This window comes from Kribbella sp. NPDC003505 (assembly GCF_040610875.1).
GTDB lineage: Bacteria > Actinomycetota > Actinomycetes > Propionibacteriales > Kribbellaceae > Kribbella.
Map to the genome: position 1 here is coordinate 792,874 of NZ_JBEXNA010000001.1, position 15,927 is coordinate 808,800.

A 15,927-nucleotide genomic window follows, 5' to 3' on the forward strand; every position below is an offset into this window, starting at 1 on the left:
GAGGCGTCGCCGGAGCCGTCGCCCGGCTGGACCGCGCCAGACTCGTCGCCCGGCTGCGCCTGTGCCGGTCCCGGCTGGGCCTCACCCGCGCCAACTTCTTGCTCGACGCTGGCCGTCCCGTCTCCAGGCTGAGCGCTCGCCGAGCCGGGGCTCGACTGTGCGCTGGACGAGCCGGGACTCGGCTGGGCCGCTGCCGCAACTGACAGGGGCCGCTCCGAGTCGGCCCCGCGCTGGACGGCGGATGAGCTGTCTGCTGACTTGGGGTCGGCTGGGACGTCTCCGGGCGGCGTGGTTGACGTGGATGGGGTGGGGTCGTCGGTGGGCTTTTTGCGGCGGCGGCGCCAGAAGCCTCGGGGCTTCGGGGGTGATTGGGCGATGAGGTTCGCCAGCTCCTGGGCATGCTGATCCTGATTCGGAACCCGCGGTTCCGAACCGTCACCAGCTGCTGACCTGGTGTCAGCCACGGCGTCCGCCCACGAGCACAGAGTGCCCGGTCGGACAGCGCAGAAGCAAAGTCATCGTCATCCCCGTTTGGCGGCGTGGACGGGTGGCAGTCACTGCGGTGGTGGATACGGACCGTATCCTCCCGGCGGTCCTTGTCGACCAGGGGGTCCCGGTGGGTAACCAGGCTGACCGGTTCCGTGACCGGGTTGTCCGGAGGGATACCCGGATTGAGCAGGCGGATAACCGTCCTGCGGCCGCGGGTACGGCGCCTGGCCCGGCACCGCGCCATCCGCACCCGGCACCGCTCCGCCTGCGCCCTGCCCTGCTCCGCCGAGCCCCGGCTGCACACCAGGCCCACCAGGCGCCCCAGGCCCCATCTGCCCGCCAGGTCCACCAGGCGGCATCGCCGCGCCGGGATACCCGGGCGCACCGGCGTACTGCGGTGCGGCCTGGGCGAACGCCGGCATCGGCGGGAACGGGACGCTCGGGCGCCGGTCCCGGAGCTCGTCGAGCAGAGATTTCTCGGTCTCCAGCGCCTCGGGGCCGATCACCTGGCGGACGATCTTGTCGCGCAGGTACGCCAGCTCGGTCGCGTTGTGCTGGAACGCCTTCGCGGCCGCTTCCGCCTGGGAGCCGTACCGGCGCGCGTTCTGCCGCAGCGCCTTGCGCCCGCGCAGCGTCGCGATCAGCGGTACGTCCTGCGGCACCAGCCAGCCGAACCGGACGTAGTCATACAGCCGCGAGGCGATCATCTGGCCCTCCCGCGACCGCATCACCAGCGCGAAAACGACCAGGCAGATGAACAGCGGCACCATCAGGCACAGGTACGCGAGGATGAAGCCCCCGCCGCCGGCCCAGCTCGCCGACGCGTTCCAGGCCGCGTGCGCGAGCACCGCGGCCAGGTACCCGACGACCGGAGCCAGATACCGTACGGCGGTACTTCGGTGCCGGATCGCGACGCCGATGCCGATCGCGGTGAACGATGTGAAGAGCGGATGCGCGAACGGCGAGATCACGCCGCGGATGATGAACAGCGCGAACGCGCCGCGCAGGCCCGCGTCGCTGCCGGCCTCCTCGGAGAGCGTGTTGAAGACGCGGCCGTAGTACAGGATGTTCTCGGTGAAGGCGAAGCCGACACCCACCATCCCGGCGTACACCAGGCCGTCGATGATGCCGTCGAACTCCTTGCGCCGGACCAGCGCCAGCAGCAGGATCACGGAGCCCTTGGCGAACTCCTCCACCGGCGGGGCGACGAAGACCGCGGACCGGTCGCCGCCGACGCCGGTCTCGGCCAGGCGGTGCGACACCTCGGTGTTGATGAAGATCGCGGCCAGCGTGGCGATGAACGCGCCCCAGCAGAGCGCGAAGACGATGTACTTCGTGGGCTCGGGCTCGTAGCGGTCCAGCCAGAGGTAGAGCGCGATCACCGGGATGACCGGGACGAACGCGAACACCAGGCCCCAGGTGAAGCCGCCGGCGCCGGTCGACTTGGCCACGATCCCGAAGATCACCAGACCAGCGATCGCGAACACGACCGCGATCACGATGCCGATCAGCACGCCGCGGTTGCGCCGCTGCCCGGGCACGGGATGGCTCCCGAGCACGTTGGGCTGCGGGTACGGTCCGCCGGGTGAGTACGCCGACCCCGCCGCGGGTTGCGGCGCGCCGGACGGGCCTGGTGAGGGGTGACTCATGCCCCGAAGCCTAGTTGGGGTCAAGATCCAGTGGCAGGACCACCCACTCAGCGTTACCGGGATGGAACGACAACCCTGTACTTCGGCCCGCCGCGAACCGTCGCGATCAGGAACCCGGAGGCGAGATCACCCGAAGATCTGAGACACTCTTCCGTGCCACGCGCCCGTAGCTCAGCTGGATAGAGCGTCGGACTTCTAATCCGTTGGTCGCAGGTTCGAATCCTGCCGGGCGCGCAAGCTGTGACCAGGGCAGATACCGCAAGCGGTGTCTGCCCTGGTCTGTACTTGGAACAGATTTTGGAACAGGACCACTCTAGACTCCCCGTATGGGGAAGCGTCGGGGCCATATAGAAGAGGTCGGCGGCAAGTTCCGAGGAGTTGCCTCGGCCGGTCGTGATCCGGTGACCGGTCGCCGACGGCAGCCGAAGACCGAACTGTTCGCCACGGCAGCCGAGGCCGAAGCCGAACTGCTCGAACTGCACCGGCAGATCGATGAGGAACGCCAGCCGAAGAGCAGGATCACCGTCAGCGCCTTGATCGAGAAGTGGTTCGACGTGGCCGAGTTGGAGGACTCCACGCGCGAGCGATACGAGGGCCTCAACAGGAAGTACATAGAACCGGCCTTCGGCTCGATCCAGTTCGCCAAGCTCGACCCTGAGCACCTGGAGACGTTCTACTCGCGGCTGCGCAAGTGCAGGTACCTGTGCGACAAACGACGCGCAAAGAACCACATCTGCGCACCACTCGCACCGAGCAGCGTCCGGCAGATCCACGCGGTGCTGGCGGGCGCCGGCCAGCGTGGAGTGCGTTGGAAGTACTTCAGGGTGAATCCCGCGGAACTTGCAAAGCCCCCGGCCGCCAAGAAGGGTGCACCCGATCCCCCAAACGAGGCTGAAGCCGCGGCCATCCTCAACGAGGCTTGGAAAACACCAGCCTGGGGCGCACTCCTCTGGACGGTCATGGTCACCGGCTGCCGGCGCGGCGAGCTCTGCGCACTGCGTTGGTCGGACATCGACCTGGACCGAGCCAAGGTGACCATCGACTCGGCGCTGACCCGAAAGCTGCAGGAGAAGTCCACCAAGAGCGAACAGGACCGGCGTATCTCGATCGACCCCTACACGGTAGAGATGCTGCGCTCACACAAGAAACGCGCCGCCGAGCAGTGCAACGCCGCTGGCATAACCCTCGGCCAGAACTCCTACGTCTTCTCGCTCGAAGCAGATTTCTCGAAGCCGATGAGGCCGGACACAGTCACGCAGCGGTACAGGCGCCTGGCTGCACGCAACGGCCTACGCAGCACCAGAATCCATTCCCTCAGGCACTACTCGGCGACTGAACTACTCGCGGCCGGCGTCGACCTGAAGACGGTCTCCGGCCGCCTCGGCCATGCCAGCGGCAGCACCACGCTCCGGTTCTACGCTGCCTGGCTCGAAGAAGCCGACAAGCGCGCCGCCGGCAGCATCGCAACCAAACTGCCGGTCCCCGACCCACTGAGGCGCGTGCCACGCACTCCCTATGAAAGAGTGCTGAGCGACCTCCGGGAAGCCATCGAGGGTGGCGAGTACCGGGTCGGTTCTCAATTGCCCTCCAACGAGACGATTCGAGCCAAGCACAAGGTCTCGACTGGCACGGTTAGTCGCGCCATCGCGGCGCTGAAGGAAGCTGGCATGATCGAGGGCCCTCGAGGCAAGAGGCCGCGCGTGATCGCCGCGAGCCCGAAGCCGCCTACGCCATCGGCGTAGCTGAACGGGGACGCGGCCCCGAAGTCGACGCCTCTTTCACGCACTCCTCTCAAGCCGATATCAAATGAATTGGATACTCATACAATGCGGTCAGCAAAGAGCGGGCTGGTTTATCCTGAGGCTAGGTGGCTCGTAAGCGATCCTGGGATTAGACTTCCAACAGCCACAATGGAATTTCGAGATTTCTTCTCGCCGGTGGGTCGGTGGAGCTTAGAATCGGGCCTATCGATCGAGGCGACAGCCGGAGGTTTCCTAGGTTTCGACTTCACCCATCTGCCAAGTGCCGTCCTCCCGAACGATGACCCTCCTGCCGACAATATGCTTGAACTAGCAATTCAGGCCATGCGAGAGCGCGTACAAGTTATCAACGCCTTCGCTCTATGCCTGCACTCCGCGACAGTCGAATTCGACAAGTTCAGCTACGGGGGATTTCGCATAACTCACGAGGACCTCGTTCATTACGACGATCTACGCCAAGGTCACGGCGGTCCAGGGATGAAGCACCTTCCTCTGATCCCTCTACAGGGATATCTCCTACCGCATCCGTCCAGGCACGGGGTCGTCCCTGCATCGACCATCGAACATGCATGCAAACTACTGGATTCCGTTCTCGGATGCTCGCATCCTAAGTCGCTTGCTCTTGTTGCTCTAACCAATCACGCCCTCAGCGCTTGCAAAGGGCACGACTTCGAACTAGCGGTTGCTTCAGCATGGACGGCTTGCGAATCCCTCCTTCAAACCCTCTGGGATACCTACACTCATGCTCAAGCGACAAGTCACGGGTTGAGCGTCAGCAAGAACCGTCGGGCCTACTGGTCGGGCCGCGACTTTACTGCATCCATCATCGTCGAGGTAATGACGCTAGCCGGCACCATCGCTCCGAAACTCAGCATTGCGATCGGCGAGGTGCGTAGCAGGAGAAACAAATGGATCCACGGAGTCGCGGCAGCAAGCTACCAGGATGCCATCGCTGCGGTCACACTCGCCCGGGACCTGCTGCACGAGGTGATGGACCTTGATTTCAAGGTCGCCCCGTCTGTAGGTGTTTCGTTCTAGTACCGCCTGCCGCCGAGTCGGAATGATGTAGGACCTCAGTTCGTCGGACTGAAGCCCTGCGACATCGTGGCTTGCGGGCGGCGATCGAAGGGCTGTGGATACAGCTAGTCGGAGTCGAACCGACGACCTTCTCATTACGAGAAGGAACGACAGCGTCAGATCCGCTCTCAACAGGCGTCCGCTCATGGGACCCGAGATTCGGCATCAATATCCGGCACTTCGTGCCATGAGACATGCCCCGCTCACCGGTCGGCCGCTGAGCGGGGCAGCACCTAGCCGACCGTGTCGCCAGCAGGTGATGAGTCCTGCGCCGGCGGCCAGCAGAGGTGCACCACAAGCTGCACCACGGACGTGACCAGCAGCACGCCTCCGTTGAGGCCCGCGCCGAGAACCGGAACTGGGTGGGGGTTTAGCTCGATACTCGACACCTACCGAGGGGTGGTGCCATCCTGAGATATGGGTCTGCCAGCGGAAATGAAGCCGCCGCCCTCGCTATGGGTGCCGGTCAAGGGCAAGGTCCAGGTTCTCCTGCCGTACGTCCCGAACAAGCCTCTGTTCGGACTCAACTGGCTACGTGCGTCCCTTGGCTCCCGAGTGCGAGTCGGTCGCGGCGAACGAGGGACCGGCGCTCTTGTCCTGGGTCGAAATCACACTGACGAGCTGCGCGCCGCCCTCGTCGCGGGCTTCCCTGGCAGAGCAATTACGGTCATCCGCGACGTTGCGATGCAGACTATCTGTGCGCCCGCGTGCCAGCAGGCCGATCCCAAGAACGCGCTCTTGTGCGAGTGCTCTTGTGGCGGGATCAACCACGGCGGAACTGCCGGTTGGACCCTGCGAGGTGAATATGCGATCAACACCCAGTACAAACGCGTCGTGATGTACGTGACCTCCTGAGGCACTCATCTGTGTGATGCCGTCACCTGAGCGCGTGGATGGCTCCGGCAGGTAGATACGTTAGCGATCCGGATCACTCGCAAATCTCGCAGAATGCTTGGCCTTTTCTGGCCTTGGGCAACAACATGAAGCATTTTGAGCAGAACTCCTGCTGGTTCAGTGCGCACTCGCAGCCGCGACAGCTGGGACACTTCGGCTCGCGGCACACGTCGCACTGCCCGGGTGATTCCTCCTGGGTAAACGTGCATCCGCAGCCAGCAAGGCACTCGACGTGCCACTCGGAAATCCCGGCCTCCACTCGGACGTCTCGCGGCAACGCCGTAACCACCGCGAAAACCAGGCCGCCGCGGACGGCCACATCGATGCGAACGTCGGACAACACCTTGCCAGATTTGTACTGCACCCCACCGAGCCCTACGCCGCTGAATGTCTCGGTGGCGGTCTCGGCCGCGCGTAACGCGGCCTTCTCGATGGCGGGCTGCCGGATCTCGCGCGACGGGGCATAGGGTTCTCCGTTGCTCTCGGTGAACCACGGCCGACCTGCGAAGTCCGTCAGCATCACCATCCGCTGTCCCCGCTCCCCTAGGGCACGAACCAGGCATGCGGTCGCTGAGGCGGACCCAATGTTGTGTAGAGATGCAGCAGCGTCAGCCGTCACCCCGTGCGCAAACGCACTCTCCGCCTCTTGGTCTGTGATCAGGACTCGGGAAGCGAAGCGGTTGACGATCTTCTCCTCGACTTGTCTTCCGTACTGACGCTTGTCGAGAGCGGGCGCCACCCGTAGGGACCATTCCGTGTCGATCGCCAGCTGGTCGTGTCCAAACTCATGCAGCAACGTGAAGCGATCGCGGCGCTCGCTGACTGGGCGGTATCTGATCGACCGCGTTGCCGGGTCGTATGTCCCGTCAATCGGACATGCCCGCGGTCGCAGCGAGTAGTCCTCACTGATCGATAATCCAGGCACCGCTTCGAGGGCGCCTCGCGTGTCCCAGCGGCATCGGCTGAGGATTTCAGGCCCAATACCCGCGGCGACCTCCAGGAGATGGTCCGCGCCGGCGGAAATGGCCTCAGGTCCGAACCACGACTCGGCGGCAAGATCCGGTAGCATCGTCGTCTACGCCTCACTTCGCAGCGACCGGAGCGCGTGCCGGACCCGCTCGCGGATCGCGTCCCGGGATTGCCCCTCCTGGCGGGCGGCGATCAGGGACGCCTCCCAGGCCTTGGCGCGCACCTCGTCCTCCGACGAGCCGAGAGATCGTGCCGTCTCGAGGACTTCATGCTTCATCTCGGGGCTGCGTAGCAGCACGGCTTCCTCCCCCGAGGGCGGGGACCAAACGTGGTCGACAGACGCGCCGAACTCCGAGGCGATCGCCGCGGCCTGGCTCGCATCCAGCAGCCTGCGCTGTGCCAGCGCGTCCCGTGCCAACGCGGCCACACCTCCCAGAACCCTGTTCAGCCTGATCGCATCGACCGCATGCGACTCGACGAAGGCAGCGCTCAGGACGCCGCCGGTGGTTTCCAAGCCTGGCGAGTCCAGTTCGCCCCAGGCTGCGGCCGTCATGCAGACGAGCGCGAGAGCGTCCTCAGCGTCATCATCGGTACGCTCGGGGTAGACGTCGAGTCCCTCTACCGGCTCGTCGCCTCGCACCCAGGCCCGGATCTCGCGCACTGCTCTACCCGTTAGCGGTTGTCCGAGGCAACTGTCCAACACGGCGTTTGAAATGCCAGTCTCACCCTCCGGCCAGCACGCCAGCGGCGGACCAGCCATGGCCAGCTTGAAGCAAGGATGGGACGGCGGCACGCTCTCGTCGGTGACGGGCCATGCAATGAAGTAGTCGTCATACGCGATGGCCACGAGAACCAATCCCAGAGACTCACCGCCCCAGGAGGCGATCCACAGCTGACCCGGCTCCGGGGTGGGGGTAGCGCGGCTCGTATCGATTCGCTCGGTGGGCAGGAGGGTCGGAATCGACGTCATGCGTTCCTCCTTCCAAGCATCCCGAGAAGCTCCCAGAACCGCGCCAACGCAGCCGCCTCGGATTCGGGCAGCCGACCAGAATACACAAAGTCCTTGGTGCCCCAGAACCGGCGGGGCACCGACCGCTGATGCCGGTTAGTCCACCAGCCATCCTCCGTGAGGCCGATCTCTACGTTCTTTTCCGACTCGAGCGTCTCGGCCCTGGATTCGGGGTGCGTCGTCCGCGTGAGACATGTCGCGGTGCGCGGAAGCCGCTCAACGACGGCGACGGGCCGGTACCTATCTCCGTGCGCGTCACCGTCGATCGATGTCGCTGGACTCGCCTTGTACACGTCGGCTGGCTGGGGATCGGCGTCAGGCACTGGCCCTCGCTTCCGTCTAATGCTTGCAGTGCGTGATCGGAGACTAGACCACAATGATCGGCCGCGTCGACGACGTGAGCGATCTCCAGCACGCGCTCGACGGCCTGGCCGGCTCCACCATGTTTATGGCGACCTTGACGCGTGTTGCGCCGGTGACCATGCCGTAGCGAGCGGTTCAGTCTCGGTGTCGACCGTCGAGGCCCGGTAGCTGCAGCTCCAAGGTCCGCGCCGAGCGCGTTGGCGTCGACCGCGGTCCGGTGCAAGTGGCACAGGTGATGACGGCGCTGCCCACACCCCGGCAACAGCCTCCGCGCTGACCGGCGCGACACTGTCGGTGAGGCGTGGGATCGTGCTGTGGTATGGAGCTGACGGCGCGGCATATTGAGCGGATACCGCGCAGGAATGTGCGTATGCCTGTGGGTGAGTTCGCGAGGTTGTGGCTGGTTGCCGAGCGGCGTGCGGACGCGGAAGAGGGGGACTGCTGCACGAGTAGGTGACAGTTCGGGTCACGCAGCCCTGACTGGCTGGGGTGGTCATGATTGCTTCGTATTCGATGGGGGGCAATCGGCCGAGGGCGGCTTGGCGTCTGCGGCGGTGGTAGGTGCGTTCGATCCAGCTGACGATTGCGATCCGGAGTTCGTCGCGGGTGGACCAGGTTCGTCGGTCGAGGACATTGTTCTGCAGCAGCGCGAAGAAGCTTTCTATCGCGGCGTTGTCACCGGCGGCGCCGACCCGGCCCATGGACCCGGCCAGGCCGTGGCGTCCGAGCGCGTGCACGAACTTCCTGGACCGAAACTGCGATCCGCGGTCGGTGTGCAGGACGCAGCCGGCTACGTCGGTGCGCCTCGCGACGGCGTTGTTCAGCGCGGAGACCGCGAGCCGGGACTTCATCCGTGGGTCGATGGAATAGCCCACGATCCGGTTGGAGTAGACGTCCTTGATCGCACACAGATAGAGCTTGCCCTCGCCTGTGCGGTGCTCGGTGATGTCGGCCAGCCACAGCTGGTTCGGTCTCCGCGCTGTCAACACGCGACCGACCAGGTCACCGTGGACCGGTGGACCGGGCTTCTTGCCGTTCTTCCCACGCGCCTTTCCGAATGCGCTCCACCAGCCCATGGCCGAACAGATCCCGCCACGCGGTCCGATCTGCCATCGACACGCCGGCGTCGCGGGCTTCGTCGACCAGGAACCGGTAGCCGAACTCGGGGTCGTCGCGGTGGGCGTCGAACAATGCGTTGGCGCGGTAGGCCTGCTCGAGCTCGGCAGTGGTGACCGGCTGGGCCAGCCACCGGTAGTAGGGCTGGCGAGCGATCTTCAGTACCGGGCACGTCACCGCGACGGGGATCCCGTCAGCGGCCAGATCGCTCACGAGCGGGTAGAGCCTTTTCCCGGAAGGCTGGCCTGGGACAGGTAGGCCGCCGCACGGCGCAGTACCTCGTTCTCCTGCTCCAGCAGCCTGATCCGCCGGCGGGCCTCACGGAGCTCGGCCGACTCACCCCGACTCGCACCTTGCTTGGCGCCCTCGTCGATCTCGGCCTGCCGCAACCACTTGAACAGCGTCATCGGATGAACCCCGAAGTCCTTGGCGATCTGCTCGACCGTGACTCCGGGACCCCGATCGCGAGCCACGCGAACGACATCGTCACGGACCTCACGGGGATAGGGCTTGGGCACAGCAACATCCTTCCAGGCCCACCTCACGGCAAGCCAGCCCAGATGTCACCTATCCGCGCAGCAGACCCCTGAGTGAGTCAACGAAGCTTGGTTGTCTCTGGCTGTCACGTGAACCAGTGAATACTGAAGGCGACTTGCTCAACATGCCGCGACGATGCAACGACAGTGCAGCCGCAGTGCAGTCTTACTGGATCGACCTTGCGGAGGGACTCAGACGATGGACGTAGTTGACCTGTGGACAGGCCGACGAGCGTCGGCACTCCGAGCGTCCCTGCGCATGAGCAATGAAGCCTTCGCCAGCCGCCTCGGTGCCGGAGTTCGCACGGTTGCGAACTGGGAGGCGAATCCGGACATGGTGCTCTCGCAGGGCATGCAGGAAGTACTTGATGCTGCACTGAAGGGCGCAGACGAGAGCGTGCAACGCCGATTTGGCATGCTGCTGGCCGCACAGGATGGCGCCCTGCCGAATGCGCCGGCCGAGCGCTCCACGCTCCCAACGCGCGGCCAGAGACCATCGCCAGACGGCGCCGTGGACGCAAGCCAGGCGCATTGGCGCCAGGTACGGCAGTACCTGATCGAAAGCGGGATCGGCCTGGCTGCGAGGACGGCCGACCTGTACGATCCAGACCTTCGCGTAGAGCATGTGCCAGCGATCAGCCCCGCCGCTTGGCTGCCCAGTGAACCAGTACCACTCGAGAAGCTCGTCCTGGACTGGGACGACAACCCGCGTAAACCGCGAATCACGGGGCTTGAGGCAGAGGCTCGTCCCACGCTGCCCCTGCGTGCACCCGGGCACGCATTCGCCCGGTACACCGCTGCAATCCGGTGCCTGCGAAAACCGGCGCTGTTCGAGAACCACCACAGCTACCGCCTCAGCGCAATCGAATGGGGTCAAGGCGTCGGACGTATGACGTTCGCCCTCGCGACCTTCTTCGACAAACTCGACGTCTCCGAGCCACTCGGACACGAGGCCGCGGCAGCCGAGATCACCGGCCACCTCGATTGGCAACACCTGCCATTCAGAGACCTTGTGTCGGATCCGTTCGACCTCGCGACTCGGATCGTCAACCCGGGCATCAGCACGCTCACGATCCGCAGAAACACGGCCGATGGCACCGGAACGTTCTTCCTGCTCAGACGCGACCCGACACAGGTCACGAACGGCCGCCACTACAGCCTCCCACCCGCAGGCGAGTTCCAACCCGCCAGCATCTCTCCCCAGAGCATCACGACTGACCTCGATATCTGGCGCAACATGATCCGCGAGTACGCGGAAGAAATGCTCGGGCAGCCAGAACACGACGGCAGCAGCGGAATCCCCGTCGACTACGACGTTTGGCCGTTCTACCGAGACATGACGACCGCTCGCGAAGCCGGGGCCGTACGGCCCTTCGCCCTCGGCGTCATCCTCGACGCCCTAAGCCTCAACGCCTCCATCGCCACAGCAACCATCATCGACGACACCATCTTCGACGACCTGTTCAGCGACCTGGTCACCACGAATCCCGAGGGCGAGGTCGTGTTCTCTCTGAGCGACAGCAAATCGATCCGGGGACTACCCTTCGACGAGGAGACCGTGAAACGACTGACGACACGTGAGCCGCTCGGGCAGACCAGCGCTACCTGCCTGACTCTTGCGTGGCGTCATCGCATGCATCTGTTAGGCGCGAATTAGCCGCTCCCGGACTGGTTAGGAAAGTCAACGGGATTCAAGGCTGGTGACTAAGAGATCGCACGGGTAGGCGTGTCGGTCTGGGGATGTGACGCGGGCACCACGTTCCGTTTTGATGCGGGTTGTTGAAGCCAACATCTGAATACGGAGTACGCGGTGCCCGCCGTTGAAGCATGGGCGATCGAGGTCTCGTGGTCCAGTTCGAGGCCCTCTTGCCCCCGCATGTTGACAATCACCCGGCTGGGATGTGACAAACCACGGATCCCACGCGCCGATTTCAGCCGGGTCGCCTCGTCGGCCGCCGACATCCCGTCAGTCATCCCTGCGCCACTCTCGCCGGCGTTCCTCTTCCAGATCGCGTACCCCCACGTACCCCAGAACCGTCAGTATGCCACCCAGTGCCGAAGGATGGAGGCCCGCGTGAGGTGTGGATCTGGGAGGTCGAGCATGGCGGAGGTGCCGCCGAGGACGACGGTAAGGACCAGGTTGACAACTACTATCCTCGAGATTTCATCTGGTGGGGGTTAAGGTCGGCGCGTAACGCACGGAAGTGCCTGTCTGGTGAGGGATTCTTGGCTTGTCGAAGGTCAAGGTCCGCCGCACAGAAAGGCACTCCGTAGGTGAAGCGTAGCTGGGCTGTTGGCGTTGGTCTGGATCCGGGGCGCGAGTCGCTGATCTCGTCGTCGGGTGGGTTGCTGGTGCGGGAGGCGGCCCGGGTCGCGGGCTTGGGGCGCGGGTTGTCGGAGGTGCTGGCGCCGTGGCGTGCGGCGCGGGCGATCCACGATCCGGGCAAGGTGCTGCTGGATGTCGCGACTGCGGTCGCGCTGGGTGGGGACTGCCTGGCCGATGTGGCGGTGGTCCGTTCCCAGCCGGACCTGTTCGGTGCGGTGGCGTCGGATCCGACGGTGTCGCGGGTGATCGCGCGGCTGGCCGCCGACGCCGACCAGGTGGTGCCGGCGATCCGGGCCGCGCGAGCCCGGGCGCGGGCGGCGGTATGGGCCCGGCGCCGTCCGCTGGCCGGTACCGCGGGACGGCGGCCTGGTGATCGTGGACCTGGACGCCACGCTGGTGACCGCACACTCGGACAAACAAGGTGCGGCGCCGACATATAAGAAAGGGTTCGGCTTCGCACCGATGTGCGCGTTCGTCGACCACGGCGAGTACGGCACCGGTGAGGTCTTGGCACTGGATCTGCGGCCGGGCAACGCCTCGCCGTTCAACGCCGCCGATCACATCACCTGCCTGAACGCGGCACTCGTCCAGTTGCCCGCCGGCGAGCGGGGCCAGGTGCTGGTCCGCGCCGACGCCGGCGGCGGGTCGAAGGCGTTCCTGCACCACATCACCGATCTTGGGCTGGAGTATTCGGTCGGGTTCGGGGCGCTGGACACCGTGAAAGCCGCGATCGAGACCATCCCCGAGTCCGCCTGGACCGACGCCATCGATGGTGATGGCCTGCCGCGAGACGGCGCCCAGGTCGCCGACCTGACCGGCTGGATGCCCACCCCGACCATGCCGACACTGCCGACACGTTCACCGGCCCGGTTCGGCCCCCAGCACTGGCCCGACACCATGCGGGTCATCGCCCGCCGCGAACGTCCCCACCCCGGCGCCCAACTCAGGTTGACCGATCACAACGGCTGGCGGGTCACCTGCTTCGCCACCAACACCCCCGTCGACCCCACTGGACGAGGTGGCCGCCGCGGCTGGCCCGTCCAGGACCTCGAGGTCCGGCACCGGCAACGCGCCCGCGCCGAAGACCGCATCCGCAACGCCAAAGACACCGGAATGCGGAACCTGCCCTTCCACGGCTACGCCCACAACCAGATCTGGCTCGAGATCGTCGCACTCGCCACCGACCTGCTCACCTGGACCCAGACCCTCGCCTTCGACCACCAAGCCCCCGCCCGCCGGTGGGAACCCAAGAAACTACGCTTCCGGATCCTGGCCGTCGCCGGCCAAATCATCCGTGGTGGCCGCCGACGACGCCTCAGACTCCCCGCCAACTGGCCCTGGAATCACCTCATCGACACCGGCTGGGCCAACCTCCGCACCACCTGACACCCAACCCCAAACCCCAACCAGGACCCCGGAGAACCGGCGGAACCAGCGCCGGAACCCCGCCACGCCCTACCCAACCCAAGCCCCCCAACCCGACCATCACCCACTCATCAACCAGCCAGACGAAAGATCGAGGCTATGTCGAGTATCTTCAGAAGCAACTCGGCGAGAGGTACGTGCGACCTGGATACGAGCTTGACCCGCGACAAACAGTGAATAGATCGAATCCGCACGAGTTGATCACCGTCGAGTCCAAGAACCAGGAGCCCGGCGTGGAACTGTACGACTACGGCAGCGATGATCCCGACTCGGTGAAGCTGCGGGGCCCTGCCGTCTGACCGGTCGTCTTGGGATCGAGTGTCGGCAACGACACTGGTTTATCCTCATCCTGCTTCTTGAACGTCGAGTTCCGGAGGGGGCCGTGCAGGGGAAGCGACATGGCACGCGTTGCCCGTTCACTGTGGCTCACCGGACCTGACCGCTTGCCGCGAGACCCCGTCCCACCCAAAGAGGTGACCCTCGCACAGAACTAAGGTTCGGCCCATGAGCGATTCATCGCCGAGGGTCATCAACATGCGGCTGCTCTATGTGCCAGTGCCGCTAGATCCGGCTCTCATCAGGCCCGCTGAACGCACCAGGTCGCTACGCACACCAGCACCGAGATTCACACTTCCAGAAAATATTGTCGGGAATACCGGCCTAGCATCGATTGTCTTATCTCGCGGCGGAGAACAGGGAACGAGCGGGACCGAAGCCTTCCCCCAGAATTCCTGGTTTGTGGCTGAAATTCGGCGATTCGTGGACATTTGCGAAACCCAACATTCGGCCATGCTGCAACTGGAAGCCGATGGACGACTCGGCAATGCCGTTTCAGCGCTAAATTTGGTGCTCGAAACCCAATGGGCGCACAACTATGCGCGCGAGGCACTAGAATTGGCAGTTGCCACTGATCCAGACCCCATACAAAAGATAGAAATCAATCTCAGCGGCAGAAAAGACGCCGTCATCCGAGAGCTGACCAGGTCAGCGACAGTTCTTGCTGTAACGAGCAAGAAGATACATGAAAGCTTCCCTGAAAACGATGGCCCAGTAGCGGATATCACCTCAGCGATCGGACCACCGAGCAGCGACCCCGCTGTCGCCAGGCAACAGCAGCAAGAACTCGCTGACAATTACTTAATTCTGCGCGCATTGTGCCCGCAGGGGATAACAAGAGTCGGCGGCGATTACCTTATTGACGGCGAGGCTGAGCTTGCTCTGATGTTGCTCACCGCCCGTGCAGCCGAGGAGTTTGATGCGCGTGCGCGCGCTGCGGGGCTGCCGACAGGCATCATGCGATCTCCTGTTATTCTTCCACCCGACCGGACACAGCTTCACCCTCTGATACGCTGGCGCCAGGCTGAGGAATCTCTTACCGTTGCGCAGGTTGAACAGCGGATCGCAGAACATGAGAACAAGGGCCAGAACGCGGCGGCAGCCCGGTGGCGGTGGGTCCTCGATGCCCATCACCTGGCCACGGCGACACCACAGCAATTCGAGGCGGCCCGACGACGAGGCGAAATCACCATCGCCCAGGCACAACTCGACGACGCCACCGCTGCCGCCGACCCCGTCGAGATCACATTCGCCGAAGCGAGCCTTCAGCACGCCCACACCCCCGACTGGCCCACGTTCCGAGCCGCAGAGGCAGCCTACTACCGCGCCAAAGCCCGGTCAGTGATCCAGAAATGGACAACACCACAAGACAATCTTGGCCAGGGCTCCGCCGCGGCGCGGGAACATGAGCGTCGATTGCAAGCACTCACCGCGGACGCGACGAGCCGTGGCATCCCGAACCCCCGCGAGTGGGCCGTGAACTACCTTCGGCAATCTGAACAGAGCCAGCCGCGCACTTCGAGTCCGCTGGATACGGACTCCGATTGGTTGGTGGGCTTGCAGAACGATCGGGCCGATCGGTCGGCTGCCGAGACTGCCTTGGGCGGCATGCCTTCAGCGGGCGGAGCAGCGCTGAAACCTGCGGAGACACCGGTCGCGAGGAGAAATACCGGTGGCGCCGCTAAGGGTCATACCGCTGAGGTCCAGCAGTAGCAGCCATTGCGGCGGTGGACTTTCACGGCTGATCAACGAGCACGGCTTGCACGATGTCACGTACCAGGTCGTGCGGGGGTAGGTCGGTTAAGCGGCGGCCGGAGATCCGGTTCGAGGCCGGCAGTCGCCCACCCCGCGCGGTAAACGCACCAAGGCGTGCCCCTTGACCATCGAGAGGCGTACCCGGCAGGGTCATGGAACGCAACTCGGACAGGCGACTTCAGCCAGCCCGGTCGTGAGGAGTCGAAGATCAGCACCTTGCCGC

Annotated in this window: 9 protein-coding genes, 1 tRNA gene and 2 pseudogenes; 7 read left to right on the forward strand and 5 right to left on the reverse strand. The window is 64.8% G+C overall.

Annotated features, from left to right (window positions below; translation table 11 throughout):
- Positions 1-554: 554 nt before the first annotated feature.
- On the reverse strand, positions 555-2,138 hold the full coding sequence (locus ABZX12_RS03800) for a PrsW family intramembrane metalloprotease (RefSeq protein ID WP_355689522.1): 1,584 nt from the start codon (positions 2,136-2,138) through the stop codon (positions 555-557).
- A gap of 160 nt (positions 2,139-2,298) precedes the next feature.
- Between ABZX12_RS03800 and ABZX12_RS03805 the strand changes: the two genes are divergently transcribed.
- From ABZX12_RS03805 to ABZX12_RS03815, 3 genes are all read left to right on the forward strand, one after another.
- Positions 2,299-2,372 (forward strand) — tRNA-Arg (locus ABZX12_RS03805).
- A 92-nt stretch (positions 2,373-2,464) separates the two neighbouring features.
- Positions 2,465-3,880, forward strand: coding sequence for a tyrosine-type recombinase/integrase (locus ABZX12_RS03810; protein WP_355689524.1), 1,416 nt, complete (start codon positions 2,465-2,467; stop codon positions 3,878-3,880).
- Positions 3,881-4,048: 168 nt separating this feature from the next.
- Complete coding sequence (locus ABZX12_RS03815) at positions 4,049-4,936, forward strand: hypothetical protein (protein ID WP_355689526.1); 888 nt, start codon at positions 4,049-4,051, stop codon at positions 4,934-4,936.
- Positions 4,937-5,903: 967 nt separating this feature from the next.
- On the opposite strand, the gene ABZX12_RS03820 is transcribed toward ABZX12_RS03815, so the two are convergent.
- The 4 genes and pseudogenes from ABZX12_RS03820 to ABZX12_RS03835 all read right to left on the reverse strand — a co-directional run.
- Complete coding sequence (locus ABZX12_RS03820; RefSeq protein WP_355689528.1) at positions 5,904-6,395, reverse strand: hypothetical protein; 492 nt, start codon at positions 6,393-6,395, stop codon at positions 5,904-5,906.
- Between the two features lie 549 nt (positions 6,396-6,944).
- Complete coding sequence (locus tag ABZX12_RS03825; protein ID WP_355689530.1) at positions 6,945-7,808, reverse strand: hypothetical protein; 864 nt, start codon at positions 7,806-7,808, stop codon at positions 6,945-6,947.
- Entirely contained in the window at positions 7,805-8,170 is a 366-nt protein-coding gene (locus ABZX12_RS03830) for a hypothetical protein (protein WP_355689532.1), read from the reverse strand. Before ABZX12_RS03830 ends, ABZX12_RS03825 begins: the two co-directional genes overlap by 4 nt.
- A 537-nt stretch (positions 8,171-8,707) precedes the next feature.
- Positions 8,708-9,844, reverse strand: a pseudogene (locus tag ABZX12_RS03835) (IS3 family transposase); the annotation flags it as partial.
- A 277-nt stretch (positions 9,845-10,121) separates the two neighbouring features.
- Here ABZX12_RS03835 and ABZX12_RS03840 point away from each other — a divergent pair.
- From ABZX12_RS03840 to ABZX12_RS03855, 4 genes and pseudogenes are all read left to right on the forward strand, one after another.
- Positions 10,122-11,519: a hypothetical protein gene (locus ABZX12_RS03840; protein ID WP_355689534.1), complete on the forward strand. Its 1,398-nt coding sequence runs from the start codon at positions 10,122-10,124 to the stop codon at positions 11,517-11,519.
- Between the two features lie 617 nt (positions 11,520-12,136).
- Positions 12,137-13,574 (forward strand): annotated as a pseudogene (locus tag ABZX12_RS03845) (IS1380 family transposase).
- Between the two features lie 212 nt (positions 13,575-13,786).
- Positions 13,787-13,912 carry a hypothetical protein gene (locus tag ABZX12_RS03850; protein ID WP_355689536.1) on the forward strand — a complete coding sequence of 42 codons (126 nt, stop codon included), beginning with the start codon at positions 13,787-13,789 and terminating at the stop codon, positions 13,910-13,912.
- Between the two features lie 205 nt (positions 13,913-14,117).
- Positions 14,118-15,662 (forward strand): hypothetical protein, encoded by a 1,545-nt coding sequence (locus ABZX12_RS03855; protein ID WP_355689537.1) that lies wholly within the window; start codon positions 14,118-14,120, stop codon positions 15,660-15,662.
- Positions 15,663-15,927 lie beyond the last annotated feature (265 nt).